Source organism: Arthrobacter sp. AB6, from assembly GCF_031844545.1.
Classification (GTDB): Bacteria; Actinomycetota; Actinomycetes; order Actinomycetales; family Micrococcaceae; genus Arthrobacter.
On the sequence record NZ_JAUZVL010000002.1, the window covers coordinates 179,844 to 203,513 of the forward strand.

24 protein-coding genes and 1 riboswitch are annotated in these 23,670 nt (G+C 66.1%); of the genes, 7 read left to right on the top strand and 17 right to left on the bottom strand.

The annotated features are described in order from the left end of the window. Positions 1 to 194: 194 nt before the first annotated feature. The 6 genes from aceE to fabF all read left to right on the top strand — a co-directional run bounded on the left by aceE (position 195) and on the right by fabF (position 8,141). Entirely contained in the window at positions 195 to 2,936 is a 2,742-nt protein-coding gene (gene aceE, locus Q9R30_RS02270; protein ID WP_311216642.1) for a pyruvate dehydrogenase (acetyl-transferring), homodimeric type, read from the top strand. Between the two features lie 160 nt (positions 2,937 to 3,096). Beyond that, a complete protein-coding gene (locus tag Q9R30_RS02275; RefSeq protein ID WP_311216643.1) occupies positions 3,097 to 4,335 on the top strand; it encodes a helix-turn-helix domain-containing protein in 1,239 nt (412 codons plus the stop codon). 94 nt (positions 4,336 to 4,429) lie between these two features. Beyond that, positions 4,430 to 5,359: an ACP S-malonyltransferase gene (locus tag Q9R30_RS02280; RefSeq protein ID WP_311216644.1), complete on the top strand. Its 930-nt coding sequence runs from the start codon at positions 4,430 to 4,432 to the stop codon at positions 5,357 to 5,359. Further along, the gene (locus Q9R30_RS02285) at positions 5,356 to 6,417 is read left to right on the top strand and encodes a beta-ketoacyl-ACP synthase III (protein WP_104998268.1); all 1,062 of its coding nucleotides are present in this window, start codon (positions 5,356 to 5,358) and stop codon (positions 6,415 to 6,417) included. Before Q9R30_RS02280 ends, Q9R30_RS02285 begins: the two co-directional genes overlap by 4 nt. Positions 6,418 to 6,497: 80 nt before the next feature. Next, the gene (locus tag Q9R30_RS02290) at positions 6,498 to 6,743 is read left to right on the top strand and encodes an acyl carrier protein (RefSeq protein WP_009359314.1); all 246 of its coding nucleotides are present in this window, start codon (positions 6,498 to 6,500) and stop codon (positions 6,741 to 6,743) included. Positions 6,744 to 6,905: 162 nt separating this feature from the next. Further along, positions 6,906 to 8,141, top strand: a complete 1,236-nt coding sequence (gene fabF / locus Q9R30_RS02295) for a beta-ketoacyl-ACP synthase II (RefSeq protein ID WP_104998269.1) — start codon at positions 6,906 to 6,908, stop codon at positions 8,139 to 8,141. An 89-nt stretch (positions 8,142 to 8,230) separates the two neighbouring features. Here the strand turns inward: fabF and Q9R30_RS02300 are convergent, their stop codons facing one another. The 17 genes from Q9R30_RS02300 to Q9R30_RS02380 form a co-directional block, all read right to left on the bottom strand. After that, the gene (locus Q9R30_RS02300; protein ID WP_041652118.1) at positions 8,231 to 8,734 is read right to left on the bottom strand and encodes a DUF3145 domain-containing protein; all 504 of its coding nucleotides are present in this window, start codon (positions 8,732 to 8,734) and stop codon (positions 8,231 to 8,233) included. Positions 8,735 to 8,975: 241 nt separating this feature from the next. Continuing rightward, positions 8,976 to 9,902, bottom strand: a complete 927-nt coding sequence (locus Q9R30_RS02305) for a tyrosine recombinase XerC (protein WP_104998270.1) — start codon at positions 9,900 to 9,902, stop codon at positions 8,976 to 8,978. 89 nt (positions 9,903 to 9,991) lie between these two features. Continuing rightward, complete coding sequence (gene dprA, locus Q9R30_RS02310) at positions 9,992 to 11,191, bottom strand: DNA-processing protein DprA (RefSeq protein ID WP_104998271.1); 1,200 nt, start codon at positions 11,189 to 11,191, stop codon at positions 9,992 to 9,994. Then, positions 11,188 to 12,732, bottom strand: coding sequence for a YifB family Mg chelatase-like AAA ATPase (locus Q9R30_RS02315; RefSeq protein ID WP_104998272.1), 1,545 nt, complete (start codon positions 12,730 to 12,732; stop codon positions 11,188 to 11,190). Before Q9R30_RS02315 ends, dprA begins: the two co-directional genes overlap by 4 nt. Further along, entirely contained in the window at positions 12,733 to 13,089 is a 357-nt protein-coding gene (locus Q9R30_RS02320; protein WP_104998273.1) for a YraN family protein, read from the bottom strand. A 137-nt stretch (positions 13,090 to 13,226) separates the two neighbouring features. Continuing rightward, positions 13,227 to 13,553, bottom strand: a complete 327-nt coding sequence (locus Q9R30_RS02325; protein ID WP_056335405.1) for a DUF2469 domain-containing protein — start codon at positions 13,551 to 13,553, stop codon at positions 13,227 to 13,229. Positions 13,554 to 13,604: 51 nt separating this feature from the next. Next, complete coding sequence (locus Q9R30_RS02330; protein ID WP_104998274.1) at positions 13,605 to 14,390, bottom strand: ribonuclease HII; 786 nt, start codon at positions 14,388 to 14,390, stop codon at positions 13,605 to 13,607. Between the two features lie 2 nt (positions 14,391 to 14,392). Next, positions 14,393 to 15,220, bottom strand: a complete 828-nt coding sequence (gene lepB / locus Q9R30_RS02335; RefSeq protein WP_104998275.1) for a signal peptidase I — start codon at positions 15,218 to 15,220, stop codon at positions 14,393 to 14,395. Next, complete coding sequence (gene lepB / locus Q9R30_RS02340) at positions 15,221 to 15,898, bottom strand: signal peptidase I (RefSeq protein ID WP_104998276.1); 678 nt, start codon at positions 15,896 to 15,898, stop codon at positions 15,221 to 15,223. A gap of 85 nt (positions 15,899 to 15,983) precedes the next feature. Further along, the gene (gene rplS, locus Q9R30_RS02345; RefSeq protein WP_050054723.1) at positions 15,984 to 16,343 is read right to left on the bottom strand and encodes a 50S ribosomal protein L19; all 360 of its coding nucleotides are present in this window, start codon (positions 16,341 to 16,343) and stop codon (positions 15,984 to 15,986) included. Positions 16,344 to 16,634: 291 nt separating this feature from the next. Next, the gene (gene trmD / locus Q9R30_RS02350) at positions 16,635 to 17,438 is read right to left on the bottom strand and encodes a tRNA (guanosine(37)-N1)-methyltransferase TrmD (RefSeq protein ID WP_311216647.1); all 804 of its coding nucleotides are present in this window, start codon (positions 17,436 to 17,438) and stop codon (positions 16,635 to 16,637) included. After that, complete coding sequence (rimM, locus tag Q9R30_RS02355) at positions 17,439 to 17,987, bottom strand: ribosome maturation factor RimM (RefSeq protein WP_311216648.1); 549 nt, start codon at positions 17,985 to 17,987, stop codon at positions 17,439 to 17,441. It lies immediately after the preceding gene. Between the two features lie 110 nt (positions 17,988 to 18,097). Continuing rightward, on the bottom strand, positions 18,098 to 18,340 hold the full coding sequence (locus Q9R30_RS02360; RefSeq protein WP_018759999.1) for an RNA-binding protein: 243 nt from the start codon (positions 18,338 to 18,340) through the stop codon (positions 18,098 to 18,100). Position 18,341: 1 nt separating this feature from the next. Then, on the bottom strand, positions 18,342 to 18,764 hold the full coding sequence (rpsP, locus tag Q9R30_RS02365; RefSeq protein WP_104998279.1) for a 30S ribosomal protein S16: 423 nt from the start codon (positions 18,762 to 18,764) through the stop codon (positions 18,342 to 18,344). A gap of 220 nt (positions 18,765 to 18,984) precedes the next feature. Further along, positions 18,985 to 19,425, bottom strand: a complete 441-nt coding sequence (locus Q9R30_RS02370; RefSeq protein ID WP_199775413.1) for a hypothetical protein — start codon at positions 19,423 to 19,425, stop codon at positions 18,985 to 18,987. A gap of 166 nt (positions 19,426 to 19,591) precedes the next feature. Then, on the bottom strand, positions 19,592 to 20,467 hold the full coding sequence (locus Q9R30_RS02375; protein ID WP_311216649.1) for a VOC family protein: 876 nt from the start codon (positions 20,465 to 20,467) through the stop codon (positions 19,592 to 19,594). A 113-nt stretch (positions 20,468 to 20,580) separates the two neighbouring features. After that, positions 20,581 to 21,663, bottom strand: coding sequence for an amidohydrolase family protein (locus tag Q9R30_RS02380; RefSeq protein WP_311216650.1), 1,083 nt, complete (start codon positions 21,661 to 21,663; stop codon positions 20,581 to 20,583). 77 nt (positions 21,664 to 21,740) lie between these two features. Then, a riboswitch (TPP riboswitch) is annotated at positions 21,741 to 21,848 on the top strand. Between Q9R30_RS02380 and thiC the strand changes: the two genes are divergently transcribed. After that, positions 21,843 to 23,666, top strand: a complete 1,824-nt coding sequence (gene thiC, locus Q9R30_RS02385; RefSeq protein WP_311216651.1) for a phosphomethylpyrimidine synthase ThiC — start codon at positions 21,843 to 21,845, stop codon at positions 23,664 to 23,666. (Overlaps the previous riboswitch by 6 nt.) Positions 23,667 to 23,670 lie beyond the last annotated feature (4 nt).

The window sequence follows — 23,670 nt, forward strand, 5'->3', positions numbered from 1 at the left end:
TAGAGTGGCAGGTGAAACTATGCCTGCGGGGCAACAACCCTGTAACTCCAATGCAGACGTAGGAAAACTAGGACCCTGCCCGGCACACATGACCGGGCTGTTGTAACCGATACGTCGCACACGGCGTACGTTCGCCGGGCGGTCACCCTGCCCGGCCTGAGTGCGCCATCAATGCGCGCAAAGAGAGGTTGGACGTGGCTGCAGGAGAAGATACCTCCCATATCCTCAGCGGGTTGACTAACCAGCTGCCTGATCGTGATCCGGAAGAGACCGCCGAGTGGGTTGAGTCCCTGGATTCATTGATCAAGGAACAGGGCACCGAGCGTGCCCAATTCATCATGCGGAGCCTGCTGCAGCGCGCCGGCGCGCAGAGCGTCGGGGTGCCGATGGTGACCACCACCGATTACGTGAACACCATCCCGGCGGACCAGGAAGCAGAATTCCCGGGCAACGAGGAGTTCGAGCGCCGCTACCGGGCATACATGCGCTGGAATGCAGCGGTGATGGTCCACCGGGCCCAGCGGGCGAACATCGGCGTGGGCGGACACATCTCCACCTACGCCGGAGCCGCCACCCTGTACGAGGTCGGGTTCAACCACTTCTTCCGGGGCAAGGACCACCCCGGCGGCGGGGACCAGGTCTTCTTCCAGGGCCACGCCTCCCCCGGCATGTACGCCCGCGCCTTCATGGAAGGCCGGCTCTCCGAGGAGGACCTGGACGGGTTCCGGCAGGAGAAGTCCCGCGAGGGCCACGCCCTGTCCTCCTATCCGCACCCGCGCCTGATGCCGCACTTCTGGGAGTTCCCCACCGTGTCCATGGGCATCGGGCCGATGAATGCGATCTACCAGGCCCAGTCCAACCGGTACCTGCACAACCGCGGCCTGAAGGACACCTCGGACCAGCAGGTCTGGGCGTTCCTCGGCGACGGCGAAATGGACGAGCCCGAGTCCCGCGGCCTGCTCCAGCTCGCCGCGAACGAGAACCTGGACAACCTCAACTTCGTGATCAACTGCAACCTGCAGCGCCTGGACGGGCCGGTACGCGGCAACGGCAAGATCATGCAGGAACTGGAAGCGTTCTTCCGCGGTGCGGGCTGGAACGTGATCAAGGTCGTCTGGGGCCGCGAGTGGGACGACCTTCTTGCCCGCGACACCGACGGGTCGCTGGTGAAGATCATGAACGAAACCCCCGACGGCGACTACCAGACCTACAAGGCCGAATCCGGCGGGTTCGTCCGCGAGCACTTCTTCGGCAAGACTCCGCAGACCAAGGACATGGTCGCGGACCTCACCGATGACCAGATCTGGAACCTGAAGCGCGGCGGCCACGACTACCGCAAAATGTACGCCGCCTATAAGGCAGCCACGGAATTCAAGGGCAAGCCCACCGTCATCCTGGCCAAAACCGTCAAGGGCTACGGGCTCGGACCGCACTTCGAGGGCCGCAACGCGACCCACCAGATGAAGAAACTCACCCTGGATGACCTGAAGAAGTTCCGCGACCACCTGCGGATCCCCATTACGGACGAACAGCTCGAAAAAGACCTGTACCAGCCTCCGTACTACCACCCCGGCAACGACGCTCCCGAAATCAAATACATGATGGAGCGCCGCGCAGCCCTGGGCGGGTCCGTCCCGGAACGCCGGTCAAAGCACCAGGCGATCGACCTCCCGGACGAGAAGTCCTACGAGGTCGCCAAGCGGGGTTCGGGCAAGCAGCAGGCCGCCACCACCATGGCCTTTGTGCGCCTCCTGAAGGACCTGATGCGGGACAAGAACTTCGGCAAGCACATTGCCCCGATCATCCCCGACGAGGCCCGGACCTTCGGCATGGATGCGTTCTTCCCCACGGCGAAGATCTACAACCCCAAGGGCCAGAACTACCTTTCCGTGGACCGGGACCTCGTCCTGGCCTACAAGGAGTCCCCGGCCGGGCAGCTGATCCACCCCGGAATCAACGAAGCCGGCGCCGTGGCAGCGTTCACCGCCGCCGGCACCGCGTACGCCACCCATGGCGTGCCCCTGGTCCCGGTGTACGTGTTCTACTCCATGTTCGGTTTCCAGCGCACCGGCGACGCATTCTGGGCGGCAGCCGACCAGATGACCCGCGGCTTCATCATCGGCGCCACGGCAGGACGGACCACGCTCACCGGCGAAGGCCTCCAGCACGCCGACGGCCACTCCCCCCTGCTCGCATCGACCAACCCGGCCGTGGTCACCTACGACCCCGCCTACGGCTACGAAATGGGCCACATCATCCGGGACGGCCTCCAACGCATGTACGGGCCTGAGTCGGAAGACCGGAACCTCATGTACTACCTCACGGTCTACAACGAGCCGATCACCCAGCCTGCAGAACCCGAAGAGCTGGACGTCGAAGGCGTCATCAAGGGCATCTACCTGCTTGCCCCGGCAAAGATCGACGGTCCCCGGACCCAGATCCTCGCCTCGGGCGTGTCGGTGCCGTGGGCCATCGAAGCGCAGCGGATCCTGGCCGAAGACTGGTCCGTATCCGCAGACGTCTGGTCCGTCACGTCCTGGAACGAACTGCGCCGTGACGGCCTCGCCGCGGAAGAGGAAGCCTTCCTCAACCCCGGCGAACCGGCCCGCGTCCCCTTCGTGACCCGGCAGCTCGAAGGAGCCACCGGCCCTGTCGTCGCCGTCAGCGACTACATGAAGGCCGTCCCCGACCAGATCCGGCAGTTCGTGCCCAACGAATTTGCCACCCTCGGCGCCGACGGCTTCGGCTTCTCCGACACCCGCGCCGCCGCCCGCCGCTTCTTCAAGAACGACACCCATTCCATCGTGGTGCGTTCACTGGAGATGCTTGCGCGCCGCGGTGAGGTGGATTCCCAGGCTCCGATCAAGGCGATTGAGAAGTACAGGCTCCACAACGTCAATGCCGGGACCACCGGCAACGCCGGCGGCGAGGCTTAGCACTCCCCCAGCAAGACACGACGGCGGCTCCCTCCGAAAGGCGGGGGCCGCCGTCGTCCGTTTGGGCAGGTTGGACAGGAGTGTCCTGTGACGCAGGCCAAGGCGGATTGTAGCCTTTGCACAAATGGAGGTTGCGGGGCGCGGCCCGTATGCTCAAAGAATGCCAGCACCTGCCACCCCGTCCGCCAAGCGCAAACCGTCCACGCCCAAGGTCACGCCGGAGAAGTCCGAGACCCTGAAGAAGCTGCGGGCAAACGTGGGCCAGCTTTCCACCACCACCATGCGCGAGCTGGAAAAGTCGCTGCCTTGGTACAGCCGGCTCAGCTCGGACGAACGCTCGGCACTGGGCATGGTGGCCCAGAACGGCATCGCCGCTTTTGTCACCTGGTATGAGCGGCCAAGCTCGCCGTCGTGGATCCTTACGGACGTCTTTGGAACCGCGCCCACCGAACTGACCCGGTCCATCAGCCTGCAGAAAGCGCTGCAGCTGATCCGGATCGTCGTCGAAGTGGTGGAGGACCAGGTTCCCGTGATTGCGCCGGAAGCCGACCAGCCGTCATTGCGGGAAGCAGTGTTGAGGTACTCGCGGGAAGTCGCTTTCGCTGCGGCCGACGTCTATGCCCGCGCCGCCGAATCCCGCGGTTCCTGGGACACCCGGCTCGAAGCCCTGATCGTGGACGCCATCCTGCGCGGCGAGAACACGGACGCCCTGCGCTCCAGGATCGCGGCACTGGGCTGGAAGGCGCAGGAACGCTTCACCGTCATGGTGGGCAATTCTCCCTCCGAGCCGAGCGCCAGCTACGTCAGCGAGCTGCGCCGGATGGCCGGCCGGTATGCGGAGGACGCCCTCGTGGGCATCCAGGGTGACCGGCTCATCCTTATCCTGGGCGGCGTCCAGGACAGGGAAACCGCGTATGTGAAGCTCAGCGAGATGTTTGCGCCCGGACCGGTGGTGTACGGCCCTGAGGCCGGTTCCCTGCTGGAAGCCAGCGGATCGGCGCAGTCGGCTTTCGCCGGGCTGACCGCGGCCAGGGCATGGCCCGCCGCCCCGCGCCCGGTGGCTGCCGACGACCTGCTCCCGGAACGGGTCATCTCCGGGGACGACGCCGCGCGCCGTTCCCTGGTCAAGAACATCTACCGCCCGTTACTGGCGGCGTCCAACGGCCTCGTGGAGACCCTGGGCACCTACCTGGAACTGGGCCATTCGCTGGAAGCAACAGCGCGGGAACTCTTCGTCCATGCCAACACCGTCCGGTACCGGCTCAAGCGTGTCTGTGACGTCACGGGCTGGGATCCGCTCCTGCCCAGGGAAGCCTTTGTCCTGCAGGCTGCCTTGGTGGTGGGGCGTCTTTCCGCGCCGCCGAAAGCTGCCGCGGAGCGCCTGCCATCCCGGAATTAGCCCTAAGGCGTTGTAGACTTCCTACAACCTGACCCCGTGAGCTTGGTGCGGACAAACACCGCTGGATCACACAGTAATTTGGAAAGCTGGATACGTGCTTGCAATAGTCTGCCCTGGACAGGGCTCACAGACCCCGGGTTTTCTGGCCCCTTGGCTGGAACTGCCCTCGGTGGCAGGCCAACTGGCCTCCTTGAGCGAGATCGCAGGCATTGACCTGATCGCCCACGGGACCACCTCGGATGAGGACACCATCAAGGACACTGCGGTCGCGCAGCCCCTGATTGTCGCAGCCGGCCTTGTTGCCGCCGGTTCACTGTTCGATGTTGACCTCAGTTCCCTTCCGGTAATCCTCGCAGGCCACTCCGTGGGTGAAATCACGGCGTCCGCCCTTGCCGGAGTGCTCACGGAGCAGGAAGCCATGACGTTCGTGCGCGAACGTGCCAACAGCATGGCAGCGGCCGCATCCGTCACTCCCACGGGCATGAGCGCCGTTGTGGGCGGCGACCCCGCCGAGGTCCTTGCGGCCATCACGGCCACAGGCGCCACCCCCGCCAACGTCAACGGGGCGGGCCAGACCGTCGCAGCCGGCACCTTTGACCAGCTGAAGGCCCTAGCCGAGAACCCGCCCGCGAAGGCCCGGGTCATTCCCCTGAAAGTGGCAGGCGCGTTCCACACCAGCCACATGGCCCCCGCTGTCAGCGCCCTCAAGGCGCTGCAGCCGCAGCTGAAGCCGCAGGCACCGAAGGTGCCGCTGCTGTCCAACTACGACGGCGGCGAAGTTACTGAGGGCGGCGCCGCCGTCGACAGCCTTATTGCCCAGGTGTCACGTCCCGTCCGCTGGGACCGCTGCATGGAGGCGATGGTTGCCCGGGGCGTCACCGGCGTCATCGAGCTTGCCCCCGCCGGCACCCTGGCCGGCCTCGCCAAGCGGGGCATGCCCGGCGTCAAGACCGTGGCCGTCAAGACCCCCGACGACCTTTCCGCCGCCCTGGCGCTCTTCGCAGAACTGGAGGGAGACGCATGAGCGTTCCCACGCTGAAGCAGGCTCCCATCCAGGAGCACACCCGCATCCTTGGACTGGGCGCCTACCGTCCCGACGTCATCGTCACCAACGAGGACGTCTGCCAGTGGATCGATTCCTCCGATGAGTGGATCCGCCAGCGGACCGGCATCGTGACCCGCCACCGTGCCCCCGCGGACGTCAGTGTCATCGACATGGCCGAGGGTGCCGCACGCGAGGCCATGGAAAAGGCCGGCATCGAACCGTCCCAGCTCGGTGCCGTCATCGTTTCCACGGTGACCCACCCGTATGCCACCCCCTCCGCCGCGGCCAGCCTGGCTGACCGCCTCGGGGCAACCCCGGCTCCCGCCTTCGACATTTCAGCCGCCTGTGCGGGCTACTGCTACGGCATCGCCCAGGGTGACGCCCTGGTCCGCGCCGGGGCCGCCAAGTATGTCCTGGTGGTGGGCGCCGAAAAGCTGTCCGACGTCATCGACAACAGGGAACGCACCATCTCCTTCCTGCTCGGGGACGGAGCGGGCGCCGTTGTCATCGGTCCGTCCGACACCCCCGGAATCGCCCCCTCTGTGTGGGGATCGGACGGCAGCAAATGGGATGCGATCGGCATGACCCGCTCCATCCTGGATGTCCGCGACCTCGGCATGGCCGCCCGGCAGTCTGATTCCACAGGCGACCTCGCCCTCCTGGAAGAGGCACAGGAGCTGTACCCCACGCTTCGCCAGGACGGGCAGACCGTCTTCCGCTGGGCCGTCTGGGAGATGGCCAAGGTTGCCCAGCAGGCCCTCGATGCCGCGGGCATCCAGGCGGAGGACCTGGTGGCCTTCATCCCCCACCAGGCGAACATGCGCATCATCGACGAGATGGTGAAGAAGCTGAAGCTGCCGGAGGGCGTTACAGTGGCACGGGACATCGCTGACGCAGGCAACACCTCGGCAGCATCCATCCCGCTCGCCACGCACCGCCTGCTGCAGGAAAACCCGGAGCTCAGCGGCGGACTGGCCCTTCAGATCGGTTTCGGCGCGGGGCTGGTCTTCGGCGCCCAGGTAGTTGTCCTTCCCTAGGAACGCCCCCAACGGGCCGCATCCGCGGCCTGGACCATTTCCGGCAGCACCTGCCGGCAATACAAGAAAAGGAGCCATCAATGGCTAGCAACGAAGAGATCCTGGCCGGCTTGGCTGAAATCGTGAACGAGGAAACCGGCCTGGCCCCCGAGGCCGTGGAGCTGGACAAGTCCTTCACCGAGGACCTTGACATCGACTCCATCTCCATGATGACCATCGTGGTCAACGCCGAGGAAAAGTTTGGCGTCCGCATTCCCGACGAAGAGGTCAAGAACCTCAAGACCGTCGGCGACGCCGTCAGCTTCATCGCCGGAGCGCAGGCCTAGCCAAGGCTTCCGCCGTTACGGCATGGCAGGGCTGCCGGTCCGGATGACCGGACCGGCAGCCCGCCGCATTTTTCCGGCACCTTCCGCCCGTAGGCGCGGTGCCGATCATCAAAACGCGGGACCTCCGGAAGACGGATTCCCCACCGACGAAAGAGTGATCCCATGACACGCAAAGTAGTCATTACCGGTCTGGGTGCCACCACGCCCATTGGCGGCGATGTACCCACGATGTGGAACAACGCGCTCAAGGGGGTCTCCGGTGCCCGCACCCTGGAGGACGACTGGGTGGCCAAGTACGAGCTGCCCGTCCACTTCGCTGCGCGCTGCAGCACCCCAGCCCTGGACGTGCTCAGCCGCGTAGAAGCCAAGCGCATGGACCCCTCCACCCAGTTCGGCGTTATTGCTGCCCGTGAAGCCTGGGCCGATTCCGGCATCACCGAGTTCGACAAGGACCGCCTCGCGGTTGCCTTCGCCACCGGCATCGGCGGTGTCTGGACACTGCTGGACGCCTGGGACACGCTCAAGGAGAAGGGCCCCCGCCGTGTCCTGCCCATGACCGTTCCCATGCTGATGCCCAACGGTGTCGCCGCTGCGGTCAGCCTGGACCTCGGTGCCCGCGCCGGCGCCCACACCCCTGTGTCGGCCTGCGCCTCGGGTACTGAAGCGCTGCACCTGGGCCTGGATTTGATCCGCTCGGGCAAGGCAGACGTGGTCATGTGCGGCGGTGCCGAGGCCGCCATCCACCCCATGCCCCTGGCGGCATTTGCATCCATGCAGGCACTTTCCCGCCGGAACGACGATCCCCAGGGGGCTTCCCGCCCCTACGACACCGCACGTGACGGGTTTGTCATGGGCGAGGGTGCCGGCGCGCTGGTCCTTGAAGCAGAGGAACACGCGCTGGCGCGCGGTGCGCGTATCTACGGCGAACTGGCCGGAACGTCGGTCACTGCCGACGCGTACCACATCACCGCTCCCGACCCCCAGGGCCTGGGCGCAACGCGTGCGCTGAAGGCCGCCATGTTCGACGGCAGGATCCAGCCCGAGGATGTAGTGCACGTCAACGCGCACGCCACGTCGACGCCGGTGGGCGACAAGCCTGAATACACCGCCCTCCGCTCCGCCCTGGGAAACCACGTGGACAACGTGGCCGTCTCCGCGACGAAGTCGCAGATGGGGCACCTCCTGGGCGCCTCCGGTGCTGTCGAGGCCGTACTCACGGTACTCGCTGTTTACGACCGCAAGGCACCGGTCACCATCAACCTGGAAAACCAGGACCCGGAAATCCCGCTCGACGTCGTCACGTCCGCCCGGGACCTGCCCGCCGGCAGCATCGTTGCGCTGAGCAACTCGTTCGGCTTTGGCGGCCACAATGCCGTGATTGCGGTCCGCAGCGTCTAACGCGCAGCATGTGATCCGTTTACGAGAGGAGGCCCCGCCGGTTGGCGGGGCCTCCTCTTTGCTATGGAAAAACGTCAGCTCGACGGCGGTCAGCCCACCTGGTGGAGCCAGCGCACGGGGGCGCCTTCAGCAGCGTGCCGGAACGGTTCGAGTTCTTCGTCCCAGGCTTCGCCCAGGGCGAGGGAGAGTTCGTGGTAGACGGCGGCGGGGTCACCGGCGCCCGACTCGTAGGCGTAGCGGATCCTGTCCTCGGACACCATGATGTTGCCGTGGACGTCGGTGACGGCGTGGAAGATGCCAAGCTCAGGGGTGTGCGACCACCGCCCGCCGTCAACGCCCTGGCTTGGCTCCTCCGTGACCTCATACCGAAGGTGTGCCCACCCGCGCAGGGAAGACGCAAGCTTGGATCCTGTCCCGGGGGCGCCGGTCCAGGACAGCTCGGCCCGGAACATTCCGGGCGCGGCAGGCTGAGGGGTCCACTCAAGATCCGTCCGCTTGTCCACGACGGATCCGATGGCCCACTCAACATGAGGGCACAGGGCCGTAGGGGCCGAGTGAACGAACAGCACACCGCGGGTCATTGCAACAGACATTCCATCCTCCATAGCTCTAGGTACGTCTTCCCCAACGACCTCTGCCTGGATGGAACTGCTGGTGCCTGCACTGCGGCGGCGTTCCTGCCTGCCTATTCAGATGTATCAGATAAAGCTGTGTCCGGACTTGCTGTGACGCGAAAAGCCGCAAGCTTCACGCAGGACTTGAAAGTTACCGGACGTGACTCTCATTGTGCCGTACCCCACGAAATTACGCCAGTGCGATTCATGGCGATGAGGCTTATGCCCTCGGATGGGCCTTCTGGTAGCTCTGCCGGAGCCGGTCCACCGAAACATGGGTATAGATCTGGGTAGTGGCCAGGCTGCTGTGGCCAAGGATTTCCTGCACGGCGCGGAGATCGGCCCCTCCGTCCAGCAGATGCGTGGCCGCCGAGTGCCGCAGGGCATGCGGCCCCGAGGCCGAGGTATCGCCAAGCCCTGCGAAGAGGTCGTGGACCATGGCGCGGACCTGGCGCTGGTCCACCCGGCCGCCGCGGGTGCCCAGGAAGAGCGCCGGCCCGCTGCTGCCCTTGGCGAGCAGGGGCCTGCCGCGCCGCAGCCAGTCGTCCACGGCAAGGGCAGCGGGAACACCGTAGGGAACAGTGCGTTCCTTGTTGCCCTTGCCGATGACGCGCAGCGTGCGGCGGTCGGGGTCCAAATCATCGATGTCCAGCCCCGCCAGTTCGCCCACACGGACACCGGTGGCGTAGAGCAGTTCCACGATGGCCCGGTTCCGCAGGGCAAGCGGCGCGCCCTCGGCGGCCGCGTCGTCCAAGGTGGCCAGCAGCCGGGTTACCTGTGCAGCCTGCAGGACGCCGGGCAAAGCCTGCTCCCGTTTGGGGGCCTTGAGGCGCAGGGCGGGATCCGCAACGATGAGTTCCTCCGCCAGGGCCCATGCCGTGAAGACCCTTACGGAGGCGGACCGACGGGCGAGGGTTGCCCGGGCTGCCCCGGCCTGGCTCTGGTCCCCCAGCCAGCGCCGGAGCGTTCCAAGATCCAGGTCCCCAAGGCGGAGGGCGCCTTCGGCCGTGGCATGGGTCAGGAGGCTCCGGACGTCACCCAGGTACCCTCGGAGCGTGTGTGGAGAAACGGCGCGCTCGGCGGACAGGTACCGCGCGAAGGCCTCAAGCGCCCCGTGAAGCTCCGCGGGCAGTTCCTCATTTTCCACCCCCCTACTGTCTCAGCTCCGGTCCCGAAAGCAGCGGTGACACGCACCCTGCATCCCGGGCCGCGCGCCGGCAGTGGCGGTCTGGCGCATCAACTGGTTGCCTTGCCGCGTTTCCAGCCGCCCCGCTCCGAGACCGCCAGCCCCAGTAGACCCAACCGGCCCAAGCCTGCCCGGACGGATTCCTGGCCCAGGCCCGCGACCACGGAGAGCTTTTCGACGGACGTCGTGGAGCGCAACGGCAGGGCGTCCAGGAGAATCAAATCCTCCAGGGTCAATCCGTCCTGCACGGCGGCCTGGCCCTGGCGCACTTCCGGAAGGGAAGAACCACTGGGTCCCGCCAGTTCGGCAACCTCGGCGGCGTCCGTCACGCAAACGGCCCCTCCATCCCGAAGAAGGCGGTGGCAGCCAGCTGAGTTGGCGCTGTGTACGGATCCAGGAACAGCACCGACAGCACGGCCAAGGGTCTCGGCATGGTGGGCGGTGTTCAGCGCCCCGGACCGCCACCTTGCCTCGACGACGACGGTCACGGCTGACAGCGCGGCAATGATGCGGTTGCGCTGGAGGAACCTGTAGCGGGTGGGCGCGGACCCCGGGGGAACCTCGGCGAGGACTGCGCCCTGGTTGCACACGGCCCGCAGGAGGTCCTCGTTTCCCGAGGGGTAGAACCGGTCCACTCCCCCGGCCATCACCGCTATGGTCGGAAGGGCATCCGACGCCCCGGCAAGGGCCGCCCGGTGGGCATGGGCATCTATGCCGTAGGCACCGCCGGACACTACGGTGAATCCTCGCTGGGCCAGGGAGTAGGCGATATCGCCCGTGACCGAGGCTCCATAGCTTGTGCTGTCCCTGGACCCCACGAGGGCAACGGCGGTGGCCGCACCGGGAAGGTTCTGTTCCTGGCCCCGCCACCAGAGGCAGATGGGCTCCTGGATTCCGAGGTCTGCCAGCTGGGCAGGCCACAGGTCGTCTGACGGAATGATCAGGCGCCCGCCGAGCCGCGCCATGGTTGCAAGGTCGCGTTCAGGAGCGAGGTCGGGGATGCGGGGCTTCCAGCGCTTGAGTGCGTTGGCCATCCCGGCCCAACCCGCAGCCGGCCCGCCGTCCGTGAGGAGTGCGGTAATCTCCTGCTCCACATCCGGACCCGCCGCCACCTGGCCGGTAGCGATCCGCAGTGCGTCCACGGCCCCGGCAACCTGCACAAGGGCCAGTCCTGCGGCGTCCTGCGGCTCCATCAACCGCGAGAGGGCGGCACGGGAACGCCGTTCGATGTCCCTGGCTACTTCAGTCATGCCGCGGCCGCCGCTGCCTGCCGAAGGCCCAGGGCCTGCCCGATATCGTTGGTGTCCGGCTGATCCCGGTGCCCGAGGTCTGCCAGGGTCCACGCCAGCCGGAGCACACGATCGTAGCCGCGGGCGGTGAGGACGCCCCGTTCCAGCGAATGGTCCAGGATGCGGGTGACGGCCGCCGGCAACCTAAGCTCACCCCGCAGAACGCGGCCCGGGACCTGCGCATTGGTCTCCAGCCCATAGGGCGCCAGCCGCTCGAGCTGCCGCCCCCGTGCGCCGCGCACCCGGCACGCCACGGTGGCCGTATCTTCCTCCGCTCCCGCCTGCCCGAAGTCGGCCAGCGAAACCCGTTCCACCTGCAGCTGGATGTCCACGCGGTCCAGGAGCGGCCCGGACATCCTGGCGAGGTACCGCCGCCGCATCATGGGTGTGCAGGTGCAGTCGAGTCCCTTTCCGGAAGCTTTGCCGCAGGGGCAGGGATTTGCCGCGAGGACCAGCTGGAAGCGGGCTGGATAGGCTGCGGTTCCGGCTGACCGGTGGATCACCAGCTCGCCGCTTTCCAGCGGTTGGCGCAGCGCGTCCAGCACCCGGCGCTCGTATTCCGGGGCCTCGTCAAGGAACAGGACCCCCCGATGTGCCCGGGAGGCCGCCCCAGGCCTGGGAAGCCCTGAACCGCCGCCAATGATGGCAGCCGCGGTTGCCGAGTGGTGCGGGCTTTCGAACGGCGGCCGCCGGAGCAGCTGGACTGAAGAGGAAGGCAGCCCGCACAGCGAATGGATGGCTGTAACCTCCATGGACTCATGGTCGCCAAGATCGGGCAGGAGCCCGGGCAGGCGTTCCGCCAGCATGGTTTTCCCCGCGCCCGGCGGACCTGTCAGGAGAAGATGGTGCGCTCCCGCTGCCGCCACCTCCAAGGCACGCCGCGCATCGCCCTGGCCGGAGACATCGGCCATATCGGGGTACACCCCCGATTCGCCGGTTGCCCCGCCGGTGGCGTCCGCGTCCTCGGGATCGAAATCCAGCGCGAGCCCCTGGGGGTCCGCGCCGAAGTCCAGCGCCAGCCTGGCCAATGTGCTGTACCCCCGCACCCTGGCATCAGGAACCAGGGCCGCCTCCGCGAAGTTCGCCTGCGCCACGACGATGTCCGGATACCCGGCCTGCACCGAGGCCATCACGGCCGGAAGGATGCCCCTGACCGGGCGCAGCCTCCCGTCCAGCCCAAGCTCTGCAATGAACACAGTCCGCCCGGTGGGTTTGATGTCATTGGCGGCGCGGAGCACTGCCATGGTGACGGCAAGATCGAAACCCGAACCGCGTTTGGGCAACGAAGCGGGGATAAGGTTCGCGGTGATTTTCCTCCGGCTCAGGGGAATCCCGGAGTTCTTCGCGGCGGACCGGATGCGCTCCTTCGCCTCGTTGAGGGAAGCGTCCGGCAGGCCGAGGAGGACGAACGCCGGAAGGGTCTGGCCGATGTCGGCCTCAACCTCCACCATGTACCCGTTCAGCCCCACCAGGGCAATGGAGTAGGTGCGGCCCAGGGGCACTTATCCCACCCCCTTGAGGTGTTCCACCAAGGGTGTCCCGCGGCCGTCGTCAATTACCGCGATGACGTCCACTCGCCGCAGCGGCATGCGCAGCTCCCTGTCCCGGCACCAGGCAGCTCCAAGCCGGTGGAGCCGCGCAAGTTTTTCCGGGCCCACGGCTTCGAAGGGATGGCCGTAGTCGAGGGTGCGGCGGGTCTTTACTTCGGCGATGACCAGGGCGTCGCCGTCGAGGGCAACTATGTCTATTTCGCCTTCGGTGCAGCGCCAGTTACGCTCAACCACCAGCATGCCCAGGGTTTCAAGGTAGCCGGCGGCGAGGTCCTCGCCGTGCCGGCCCAACAGGTCTTTCGATTTCATTTCTACCTCCGCAACCAGCCTGTGATGGCTGCAGCACGGAGGATAGGACGATGACCGCCTATGTGGATTAAGTGCGGTCAGGTGCCCCTGTGCAGGAGGAGTCCGCCGTACAGCAGCCCAGTCCGGAGGGACGGGAGCTAGTTACCCAGGTCGACGTCCTTGGGCAGGGCGAGTTCCTCGTTGCGGGGCAGCTCTTCGACGTTGACGTCCTTGAACGTGAGGACCCGGACGCTCTTGACGAACCTGGCCGAGCGGTAGACGTCCCACACCCACGCGTCCTGCAGGGTGAGGTCGAAGTAGACCTCGCCGTCGGCGCTGCGCGCCTGCAGGTCAACATGGTTGGCCAGGTAGAAGCGGCGTTCGGTCTCGACAACATAGCTGAACAATCCGACCACGTCCCGGTATTCACGGTAGAGCTGGAGCTCCATGTCGGTTTCGTAGTTTTCAAGATCCTCAGCACTCATGCTTCCATCTTGCCACCATCCGCGGGGCGGCTGGCGCCCGCGCCGGAGGACTCAGGCGTCGCCGGCGGAATCTTCACCATCCGGATCCTGCCCGTCCGGCAGCCCGCCGTCGAGCAGGTCCCCGCCGAGCAGGCGCCAGCTGACCCGGTGGTAGGGCGTCGGCCCGGCAGCGCGTAGCACGTCGCGGTGCAGGGCCGTAGCGTAGCCCTTGTTGATGTCCCAGCCAAAGTCCGGGAACTGGGCGTGCAGTTCCCGCATCATCCGGTCCCGTTCAACTTTGGCGATAACGCTTGCCGCTGCGACGCTCAAGCACTGCATGTCGGCTTTGATCTTGGTGTGCACGGGGGCGTCACAGCTGGCCTCGAAAACCGGTTCGTCGAACAGTGACAGCTGCTCGGCGGGGGAAAGCCAGTTGTGGCTACCGTCCAGGAGCACCGCCTCCGGACGGATGCCTGCCTCGAGAACCTCCCGCCAGGCCCGTGTTCCGGCAAGGCGCAGGGCGGCAATGATGCCGATGGAGTCGATTTCCTGGGCGGAGGCATGGCCCACTGCCGATGCCACGCTCCAGCGGCGCACAAGCGGTTCGATCCGTTCCCGTTCGGCGGGGCTTAGGAGCTTGCTGTCCCGCACGCCGGCCAGCGGCTTCTGGCGTTCCAGGTCCACAACCGCAATGCCCACACTCACCGGCCCGGCAAGGGCACCCCGCCCCACTTCGTCCACCCCTGCGAGGTACCGTATCCCCTGCGCTTTGAAGGTCCGCTCGTGCCTCAACGTAGGGGCCTTTGAGCGCGCGGGCACCCTGGTGGAACCCGTCCCGGGCCTGACTGCCGTGGACATGGTCAGGGCGCCGCCGGCACGTTCCGGAACACGTCCGGGTAGTTGCCAAGGGTGGTGATGCGGTTCAGCGGCCAGGCAATGACCGCCGCCTTGCCTTCAAGGTCGTCAAGGTCGACGAACCCGCCGTCGGAATCCATGTGGGCGCGGGAGTCGGCGGAGTGGTTCCGGTTGTCGCCCATCACCCATACCTTCCCTTCAGGGACAACTACATCGAAGCTGCGGATCTGCGGGACCTCGGCGGGGTTGACGTAGCTTTCGTTGATTGCGGTCCCGTTAATCGTCAGTTTACCGCCGGCATCGCAGCAGACCACGTGGTCCCCCGGCAGTCCGATGACCCTTTTGACCAGGTGCTGTTCAGAGTTGTCCGGCAGCAGGCCAACGAATGTCAGGCCGTCCTGGATCCAGGTGAAGGGCCCCTGCTCCTTTTCCGGCGCAGCAGGCAGCCAGCCCTTGGTGTCCCGGAAAACCACCACGTCGCCGCGGGTAAGCGAGAACGGTTCAGGCACCAGGAGGTTGACGAATATGCGGTCGTCGACGTCCAGCGTCTTGACCATGGACTCGGACGGGATAAAGAACGCCCGGAACAGGAATGTCTTGATAAGGAAGGACAGCACGACGGCGATCACCACCACAGTGGCGACTTCCTTCAGCCAGGCAAGGACGGGGCTGCCATTAGGTTTCCCGGCCGCTCTGGCGGCGGAGCGGCTGTCCGCTGCGGCGGGAGCAGGCGCCTCGGGATCCTGGGCGGCCGTCACGGGGACTGCCTCGGAGGGCGTGCCCGAAGCCCCGTCCTGACGTGGTTCAGGAATCCGCGCGTGGTTCTCGGGCATCTACTGTCCGTTCTCTGTTGTTGGTCCTGCCGCAGGCGGACGTGGTACTGAAGCAAATCTATCAAGCGGCCAGATGATCTGGACCGGCCTGCCGATAACCCTGTCCAGCGGAACCATGCCGCCACCGGGGGCACCGAGCAGGCTTCGGGAATCGGCGGACAGTGACCGGTGGTCACCCATCAGCCAGAGGCGCCCCTCGGGGACCACGACGCTGAACTTCTGGGCGCTGGGTGCGTCGCCGCTGAAAATGTACGGCTCTTGCAATGGCCGGCCGTTCACCGTCACGTTGCCCCCGGCGTCGCAGCAGGCAACCGAATCACCCGGCACACCGATGACCCTTTTGATGTAGGTTGTGTCGCTGCCCGCGAGGCCGGCCCATTGGGTAATGGCAGCCGCCGCATCCATGAAGGGGCCGTTGCCGCTTTTGAGCGGAGCAAAAGTACCGCGGCCGTCAAAGACGACGATATCCCCGCGCCGGACCGGTTCATCCCGGAAGTCGGTCCGGGAAACCAGGATGCGGTCCCCGCCTTCCAGCCCGGGCTCCATGGACGCTGACGGGATGAAGTAGATATCGAACCACAGGGACCGGACCAGTCCGCTGACGGCAACAGCCAGGAAGACGGCGAGGAACGCAAAACGCCAGCCCATTTTTCGGGGCTGGCGTTTTGTCTGGTCCATGGTCCGTATCCTGGGCGCTGGTGCTGGATGGCTCCGGCGCTGGCCGGATACGGCTGCGGCCCAGCCTCTGTAGGTCCGAAGGGACTTACTTGGCGGTGCTGAAGTCGCGCTTTTCCTTGATCTTTGCAGCCTTACCGCGCAGTGCACGCATGTAGTAAAGCTTCGCGCGGCGGACGTCACCCTTGGTGACGACCTCGATCTTTTCGATGATCGGGGAGTGAACCGGGAAGGTACGCTCCACGCCGACACCGAAGGACACCTTGCGGACGGTGAAGGTTTCGCGAACACCCTCGCCCTGGCGGCCCAGGACGAAGCCCTGGAATACCTGGACACGGGTGTTCTTGCCTTCGATGATGTTCACGTGAACCTTGAGGGTGTCACCGGCGCGGAACGCGGGAACATCGGTACGCAGCGAGGCTGCATCGACGGAGTCGAGAATATGCATGATGTGCACTCCTGGTGAACGCCACAGGTCATTCACTTTGGGTCACGGCAGGCAAGCCCGGACGCTGGTGGCGTACCGGAGATTGCTGCCGAAAGTTAAGTGGTCCGGCCGCTTCACTGGTTGACGGGGCCGGTTGTCTTAGCTGTTGGTTGCGCTCCCCCTGTGGCAGGTGCGGACCCAGCAGACACAAGGACTAATTTTGCCACATTGCGGAGGTTACAGCCAATCCCCGGGGCCGCCGCCGAAAGAATGGCCGCCCCGCCCCCCGTCCTAGGACGTGGATGAGTCCGTTCAGGCGCCATCGGCACCGGAGCGGCGGCGCAGGCGTCCGTCGACGACGTCGTATCCCAGCTCCTGCAGTTCGGCGCGGTCCGCGCGTGGCAGCTTTCCGGCGTCGAACGTTTCGAGGAGGTCCGGCCGGCGCTCCGCCGTCCGGCGGAACTGCTCGTGCCGGCGCCACTGCGCGATCTTGCCATGGTTGCCGCTCAACAGGACGGCCGGCACTTCACGTTCACGCCACACGGACGGCTTGGTATAGACGGGATACTCCAGGAGCCCGTCGGAGTGGGATTCCTCCACCAGCGATTCGGGATTGCCCACCACGCCCGGCAGGAGGCGGCCGATGGCCTCCACCATGGCCAGGACTGCCACCTCGCCGCCGTTCAGGACGTAGTCTCCCAGGCTGACGGGGCGGACGTCGAAGTACTCCCGGGACCACTCGATCACGCGTTCGTCAATGCCTTCGTAGCGTCCGCAGGCGAACGCCAAGTGCTCCTGTTCCGCCAGTTCGTAGGCCAGTGCCTGGGTGAAGCGTTCCCCGGCGGGCGAGGGAACAATCAATACCGGCCTGGCCGCCCCTTCCGGGCGGTCCTCGGCAATGGAGCCCAGGGCCTGCGCCCACGGTTCGGGCTTCATGACCATGCCGGCACCACCGCCGTAGGGGGTGTCATCCACCGTCCGGTGACGGTCCGTGGTGAAGGAGCGGAGATCGTGGACACGCAGGTCCAGGATCCCGTCCTGCCTGGCCTTGCCGATCAGCGACAGCTCCAGGGGTGCCAGGTACTCCGGGAAGATGCTGACGACGTCGATCCGCATCTACGCTTTGCCTTCCGGTTCCGAAGGGGCTGCTTCGGCATCCGCGTTCAGCTCGAAAAGACCCTCAGGCGGCGTGAGGAGGATGTAGCCCTCCTCGATATTGACTTCGGGAACAATCTGCTCGACGAACGGAACCAGGATCTCGCCGCCTTCCGGCGTGGTGACCATCAGCAGGTCCTGCGCGGTCCCGGTGTTGAGGGCGGCAACCTTGCCTACAACGGTTGAGCCCACCCGGGCCTCCAGGCCAACGAGCTCGTGCTCGTACCAGCCCTCGTCGTCGTCCTCGTCCAGCTCCTCGGTTTCGATGAAGAGCTTGGCGCCGCGGAGGGTTTCCGCTTCATTGCGGGTTTCGATCCCGTCGAAGCCCAGCAGCAGGATGTCCTTGTTCCAGCGGGCACTGTTCACAGTGAGCGGGCCCGCGGCCGCCGGTTCAACCATGAACTCGGTGCCCGGGACGAACCGGTCCTCAGGGGCATCGGTCAGGACCTGGACCGTTACTTCCCCGCGGATGCCATGGGGTTTGCCGATTCGTGCCACCTGAAGCTGCATGTGTTCCTCTGTTCGGATTGTGGTTAGTCCACGGTGTTCTGGTGAAAGCACTCCGGCCCCTCCACCGCGTTGGTGGAGGGGCCGGAGCTAAAACTGGTATTGCCGAGCGCTCAGCGGCGGCGGTCGGTATCGACGACGTCGACCCGCACCGGCTCCCCGCCGGCCAGGGCTGCCACCACGGTGCGCAGTGCACGCGCCGTGCGGCCCTGGCGGCCAATCACCCGTCCGAGGTCGTCCTGGTGAACACGCACTTCGAGGGTGTCCCCGCGGCGGTTGTTCTTGGAGCTGACCTTGACGTCATCCGGGGAATCAACGATTCCGCGGACCAGGTGTTCCAGCGCTTCTGCCAGCAATCTACTCAGCCTCGGTGGTCTCTGCTTCGGCCTCGGCAGGTGCTTCGGCTGCATCAGACTTGGATGCCTTCTTGGTGATGGCTTCCGGGATGATCACGGAACCCTTTTCCGGGGCAACGAAGGCTGCCTTCTCGGACTTGGTCTTCAGGGTGCCTTCCTGGCCCGGCAGGCCCTTGAACTTCTGCCAGTCACCGGTGATCTTGAGGATCGCGGCGACCTGCTCGGACGGCTGGGCGCCGACGGACAGCCAGTACTGGGCACGCTCGGAGTTGACCTCGATGTATGAGGGCTCTTCGGTGGGGTGGTACTTGCCGATTTCTTCGATGGCACGGCCGTCACGCTTGGTGCGTGAGTCCGCGACGACGATGCGGTAGTACGGTGCGCGCATCTTGCCAAAGCGCTTAAGGCGAATCTTTACGGCCACTGTTGTGGTCACTCCTGTTTCAGAAAAAGGGGGTGAACCCGGCTTTCTGCACCCGTGGGGCGGGCCATACTTGCAGGTTCGAAGGACAGGATCCTGACGCGGAGAGAGGGGCCACGCAGATCGAGTACCTGTTTATTGTGCCAGATCAGCGTCCGGATTTCGACTTGACACGTCCCGGCGCGGCCCCGCCCTGTCCGGACAGCAGATGGGCGGCAACGGCTCAGGCGGACCAGACGTAGAGGCCAGTGCGCTCCGAGTCAGCGAGTCCGCTGGCCATTTCAGCGAGCTGCCGCACGTAGGTGCGCGCCTGGGCGGCATCGAAGGGCATGTCATCCAGCGCCGCCCACTGCTCAGCCACGTCGTCGAGGACGTCACCCTCCCCTTCGGTTTCATAGGAGAGCAGGTCGGCCAAGGCGCGCACCATGGCGGGCGGAACGGCGAGGAGCGAATCGCTCGCCACGTCCACCATGGTCAGCTCATAGTCCGCCCCGCCGGCGTGGACGGCGGTGCCGGCGAGGTCACCGAGCTGCTCCACTTCAAAGTCGCTGATTTCCGGGATCCGGACCGCGTCGCCGGCAGGGGCGCTGCCGCCCTTGTCCAGGATGCCGCCGCGCTTCAGTGCGGCGTCGTGGGTGGCAACAAAGATTTCGGTGAAGCCCATGGGAAGTGCCCTCATTCCGTTGACGGTGCGGCCCGCCGGGATTCAGCGCGCGCTGCCCGGCAGTTCGGTTTCAGCCTAGTACAGGTACCGCCGGACTTTCCCGGCGCTGCCAGCCGGCGGCCCCACCCTTGAGGATGCACCCAAACCCTGCCCGGGACGGCGCCGGTCAGCGAACTGCCACCCGGATCCGGTTGCGCCACGGATCCTCGAACCGGAGTTCGGCTCCGGTGTGGTGGGCGGCAACACCGGCAACCTTCAGGCGGTCGGCGAGGGCACCGACGTCGTCCCCCGACGGCACTTCAATGAGGACCTCACCCAGGCCCAGGGTGTCCTTCCGCGGCCCGGCGCCACGGCTGTTCCACACGTTCATGGCCATGTGGTGGTGGTAGCGGCCCGCTGAGACGAACAGGGCCTGACCGTGCCAGCCGGCGGTCTTTTCGAAGCCGAGGGTCCCCACGTAGAAGTCGCGGGCGGTCTGGACGTCGCCCACCTGGAGATGCACGTGGCCCACACCCGCAGCGGCGCCGCGCTGGTGTTCCAGGGACTCCTCGGTGAGGTGCTGCTCCAGGTAGCGCTGCGGCGGAAGGGCCAGGCTGTCCATTACCACGTCAGCGCCGTTCCAGGACCAGCTGCTGCGCGGCCGGTCCCAGTAGAGTTCGACCCCGTTACCCTCGGGGTCGGTGAAGTAGAAGGCCTCGCTGACCAGGTGGTCTGCGCTGCCGGTGAAGGAACGGGGTTCAAACCGGGCGGCCGAGGCGATGGTCGCGGCCAGGTCTGCCTGGTTCTCAAACAGCAGCGCAGTGTGGAAGAGGCCGGCCTCTCCCCTGCCCGGAAGGTCCAGGCCCGGAGCGGGCGCCAAGTGCACCAGCGGTTTCTGCAGCCGGCCGAGGTAGAGCCCGCCGTCCTGCTCCGCGACGACCTCCAGGCCGAGGGCCCGCTGGTAGTAATCGGTCATGACCTTCATGTCGCCCACCTTGAGCATCACTGTGCCCATGGCGAGGTCGGCAGGAAGGAGATCCTGGCTGGCGGCTTCTGCAGTCATTGATAACTCCCGGTGCTGTGGGGCCTTCCGATCCGGAGGCCTTTCACTGTTAAAATTACTTGAAGCTTCAATTTATTCCAAGTCCTAACTTGTGGCACCTCCCCGCCGGCTGCTTAGCGGACCACCTTCCCGCCCAGGACCACATGCGCCAGGTCACGGATCGTGTCCGGCACCTTTCGCGGGTCCTCCCTGCAGAGCACAACGTCAGCCCGTGCCCCTTCCGCAATCCCCTCCGCGCCCAGCCACGTCCGTGCACTCCAGCACGCCGCGTCCAGGGCGGCGGCCATCGGCAGTCCTGCCGCATGCAGGGCGAGGATTTCGTCGGCAATCCTGCCGTGCCTGATGACGCTGCCCGCGTCGGTTCCGGCGTAAATCCGCACCCCGGCCTCATAGGCCTCAAGCACCCGCTCCTCCCGCCGTTCCCACAGCGCACGCATATGCGCCGCATATTTGGGGAACTTGGGATCGGCCTGTGCCGCAATGTCCGGGAAGGTGGCGACGTTGACGAGGGTGGGCACGATGGGTACCCGCTGCTCCACAAAGCGGGGAAGGTGGCGGGGCAGAAGACCAGTGGCATGCTCCACGCAGTCGATGCCGGCGTCCAGCATGTCGTCCAGCGTCTCTTCGGCGAAACAGTGCGCCGTAACGCGCGCGCCCTCGTCGTGCGCGGCCAGGACGGCATCCCGGACGACGGCGGCAGGAAAGGACGGCGCCAGGTCACCGGCGCCGCGGTCAATCCAGTCCCCCACGAGTTTGACCCAGCCGTCACCGTCCCGGGCCTGCTTCCGGACGGCTTCCACCAGGCCGTCCGGCTCAACCTCTTCCGCGAATCCACGCAAATACCGCCGTGTCCGGGCAACGTGGCGGCCCGCGCGGATCAGCACCGGGACGTCGCGCCCGCCCTGCAGCCAGCGGGTGTCAACAGGGGAACCTGCGTCCCGGACCAGAAGCGTGCCGGCCATCAGGTCCGTCCGGGCCTGGTCCTCGACGACGGACGCATCCACTGCGCCTCCCACGCCTAAACCGATATGGCAGTGTGCATCCACGAAGCCCGGCAGCACCCAGCCTGCAAGGATCCTGTCCGGCGCCTTCGCCGGTTGGCGGAACGTGAGCCTGCCGTCCACGGACCACAGCCCGCGGGCCTCGCTGTCCGGCCCGGTAAGGACGGTTCCCGTGAACTGGATGGTTTCTGCCATGGACTTTCCTCTCCTCGCCCGGACAGGCTAGCACCGCGAATGTGACAGGGGTGATTCGGTGTCTGTGGTAGCTTTCATCTTGACCACACGGGTGCCCCTGCAGGGGCTGAGATCGGGCTGATGCAGCCTGCGACCGTCGAACCTGTCCGGGTAATGCCGGCGAAGGAAGTGAGTATTCCTTGAGTACACAAAATGCACAGCTGAACCCTGCCCAAAACCGTCCCGCCCTGGGAGCGGCCGGCCACCAGCCACCGGAGACGCAGTCCCTGAAATCCCATTCATTGGCCTACCTTGAGGATGCCGGCACGGGGATCAGGGTCCCGGTGACGGAAATTGCGCTGGAAGCTTCCCCGAACGGAAAGCCGAACGGGCCGTTCCAGACCTACCGGACGGCAGGACCCGGCAGCGACCCCGTCCGCGGCCTCCGTCCCTTCCGGTCTGACTGGATCGAAGCACGCGGAGACACCGAGGCGTACAGCGGCAGGGAAAGGAACCTGCTCGACGACGGCCGCTCAGCTGTCCGCCGCGGCGCCGCCAGCGCCGAGTGGAAGGGAGCGCGCCCCGTGCCCCGCCGCGCCGTCGGCGGCCGGACCGTAACGCAGATGCACTACGCACGGCAGGGCATGATCACCCCGGAGATGCGCTTCGTGGCGCTGCGCGAGAACTGCGATGTTGAACTGGTCCGCAGCGAGCTGGCCGCGGGCCGCGCCATCATCCCCAGCAACATCAACCACCCCGAGTCCGAGCCAATGATCATCGGCAAGGCCTTCCTGGTGAAAATCAACGCCAACATCGGCAACTCGGCCGTCACCAGCTCCATCGCCGAGGAGGTGGACAAACTGCAGTGGGCAACGCAGTGGGGCGCCGACACGGTCATGGACCTTTCCACCGGCGAAGACATCCACACCACCCGCGAATGGATCATCCGCAACTCGCCCGTGCCTATCGGCACCGTCCCCATTTACCAGGCGCTCGAGAAGGTCAACGGGGAAGCCAATGCCCTTACCTGGGAGATCTTCCGCGACACCGTCATCGAACAGTGCGAACAGGGTGTGGACTACATGACCATCCATGCCGGCGTCCTGCTGCGTTACGTGCCCCTGACGGCCAACCGGGTGACAGGCATCGTGTCCCGCGGCGGTTCGATCATGGCAGGCTGGTGCCTGGCGCACCACCGGGAGAACTTCCTCTACACGCACTTTGACGAGCTCTGCGAAATCTTTGCCAAGTACGACGTCGCGTTTTCCCTAGGTGACGGGCTGCGGCCGGGGGCGACAGCGGATGCCAACGATGCTGCGCAGTTCGCCGAACTGGACACGCTGGCTGAGCTGACGGCGCGCGCCTGGGAATTCGACGTGCAGGTGATGGTGGAGGGACCGGGCCACATCCCGTTCCACCTGGTCCGGGAGAACGTAGAGCGCCAGCAGGAGCTGTGCAAGGGTGCGCCGTTCTACACACTCGGGCCGCTGGTCACCGACGTTGCGCCGGGCTACGACCACATCACCTCGGCCATCGGTGCCACCGAGATCGCACGCTACGGCACCGCCATGCTCTGCTACGTCACCCCGAAGGAACACTTGGGGCTGCCCAACAAGGACGACGTCAAGACCGGGGTGATCACGTACAAGATCGCCGCACACGCGGCAGACCTTGCAAAGGGCCACCCAGGCGCGCACGAGCGCGATGACGCGCTGTCCAAGGCGCGCTTCGAATTCCGCTGGCGCGACCAGTTCGCGCTGTCCCTGGACCCGGTCACGGCGGAAGCCTTCCATGATGAGACCCTGCCCGCGGAACCTGCCAAGACGGCGCATTTCTGTTCCATGTGCGGCCCCAAGTTCTGTTCCATGAGGATCAGCCAGGACATCCGGGACGAATTTGGCTCGGCAGAGTCGCAGGCAGCCCTGGCGGAGGCTGCTGCGGGGATGAAGGGCAAGAGCGAGGAATTCCGGGCGGCCGGCGGCAAGGTGTACCTGCCGGAGCCCCGTGTTGCCGCCGGAAGCTAGGGCG

Coding starts and splice junctions, on each gene's coding strand:
- lepB (WP_104998276.1), bottom strand. CDS start 15,898: ATGGACCAGACAAAACGCCAGCCCCGAAAAATGGGCTGGCGTTTTGCG.
- Q9R30_RS02370 (WP_199775413.1), bottom strand. CDS start 19,425: ATGGGCTTCACCGAAATCTTTGTTGCCACCCACGACGCCGCACTGAAG.
- lepB (WP_104998275.1), bottom strand. CDS start 15,220: ATGCCCGAGAACCACGCGCGGATTCCTGAACCACGTCAGGACGGGGCT.
- Q9R30_RS02320 (WP_104998273.1), bottom strand. CDS start 13,089: ATGAAATCGAAAGACCTGTTGGGCCGGCACGGCGAGGACCTCGCCGCC.
- Q9R30_RS02285 (WP_104998268.1), top strand. CDS start 5,356: ATGAGCGTTCCCACGCTGAAGCAGGCTCCCATCCAGGAGCACACCCGC.
- Q9R30_RS02330 (WP_104998274.1), bottom strand. CDS start 14,390: ATGTCCACGGCAGTCAGGCCCGGGACGGGTTCCACCAGGGTGCCCGCG.
- rplS (WP_050054723.1), bottom strand. CDS start 16,343: ATGCATATTCTCGACTCCGTCGATGCAGCCTCGCTGCGTACCGATGTT.
- Q9R30_RS02325 (WP_056335405.1), bottom strand. CDS start 13,553: ATGAGTGCTGAGGATCTTGAAAACTACGAAACCGACATGGAGCTCCAG.
- trmD (WP_311216647.1), bottom strand. CDS start 17,438: ATGCGGATCGACGTCGTCAGCATCTTCCCGGAGTACCTGGCACCCCTG.
- Q9R30_RS02275 (WP_311216643.1), top strand. CDS start 3,097: ATGCCAGCACCTGCCACCCCGTCCGCCAAGCGCAAACCGTCCACGCCC.
- Q9R30_RS02380 (WP_311216650.1), bottom strand. CDS start 21,663: ATGGCAGAAACCATCCAGTTCACGGGAACCGTCCTTACCGGGCCGGAC.
- Q9R30_RS02300 (WP_041652118.1), bottom strand. CDS start 8,734: ATGTCTGTTGCAATGACCCGCGGTGTGCTGTTCGTTCACTCGGCCCCT.
- dprA (WP_104998271.1), bottom strand. CDS start 11,191: ATGACTGAAGTAGCCAGGGACATCGAACGGCGTTCCCGTGCCGCCCTC.
- Q9R30_RS02290 (WP_009359314.1), top strand. CDS start 6,498: ATGGCTAGCAACGAAGAGATCCTGGCCGGCTTGGCTGAAATCGTGAAC.
- rimM (WP_311216648.1), bottom strand. CDS start 17,987: ATGCAGCTTCAGGTGGCACGAATCGGCAAACCCCATGGCATCCGCGGG.
- fabF (WP_104998269.1), top strand. CDS start 6,906: ATGACACGCAAAGTAGTCATTACCGGTCTGGGTGCCACCACGCCCATT.
- Q9R30_RS02375 (WP_311216649.1), bottom strand. CDS start 20,467: ATGACTGCAGAAGCCGCCAGCCAGGATCTCCTTCCTGCCGACCTCGCC.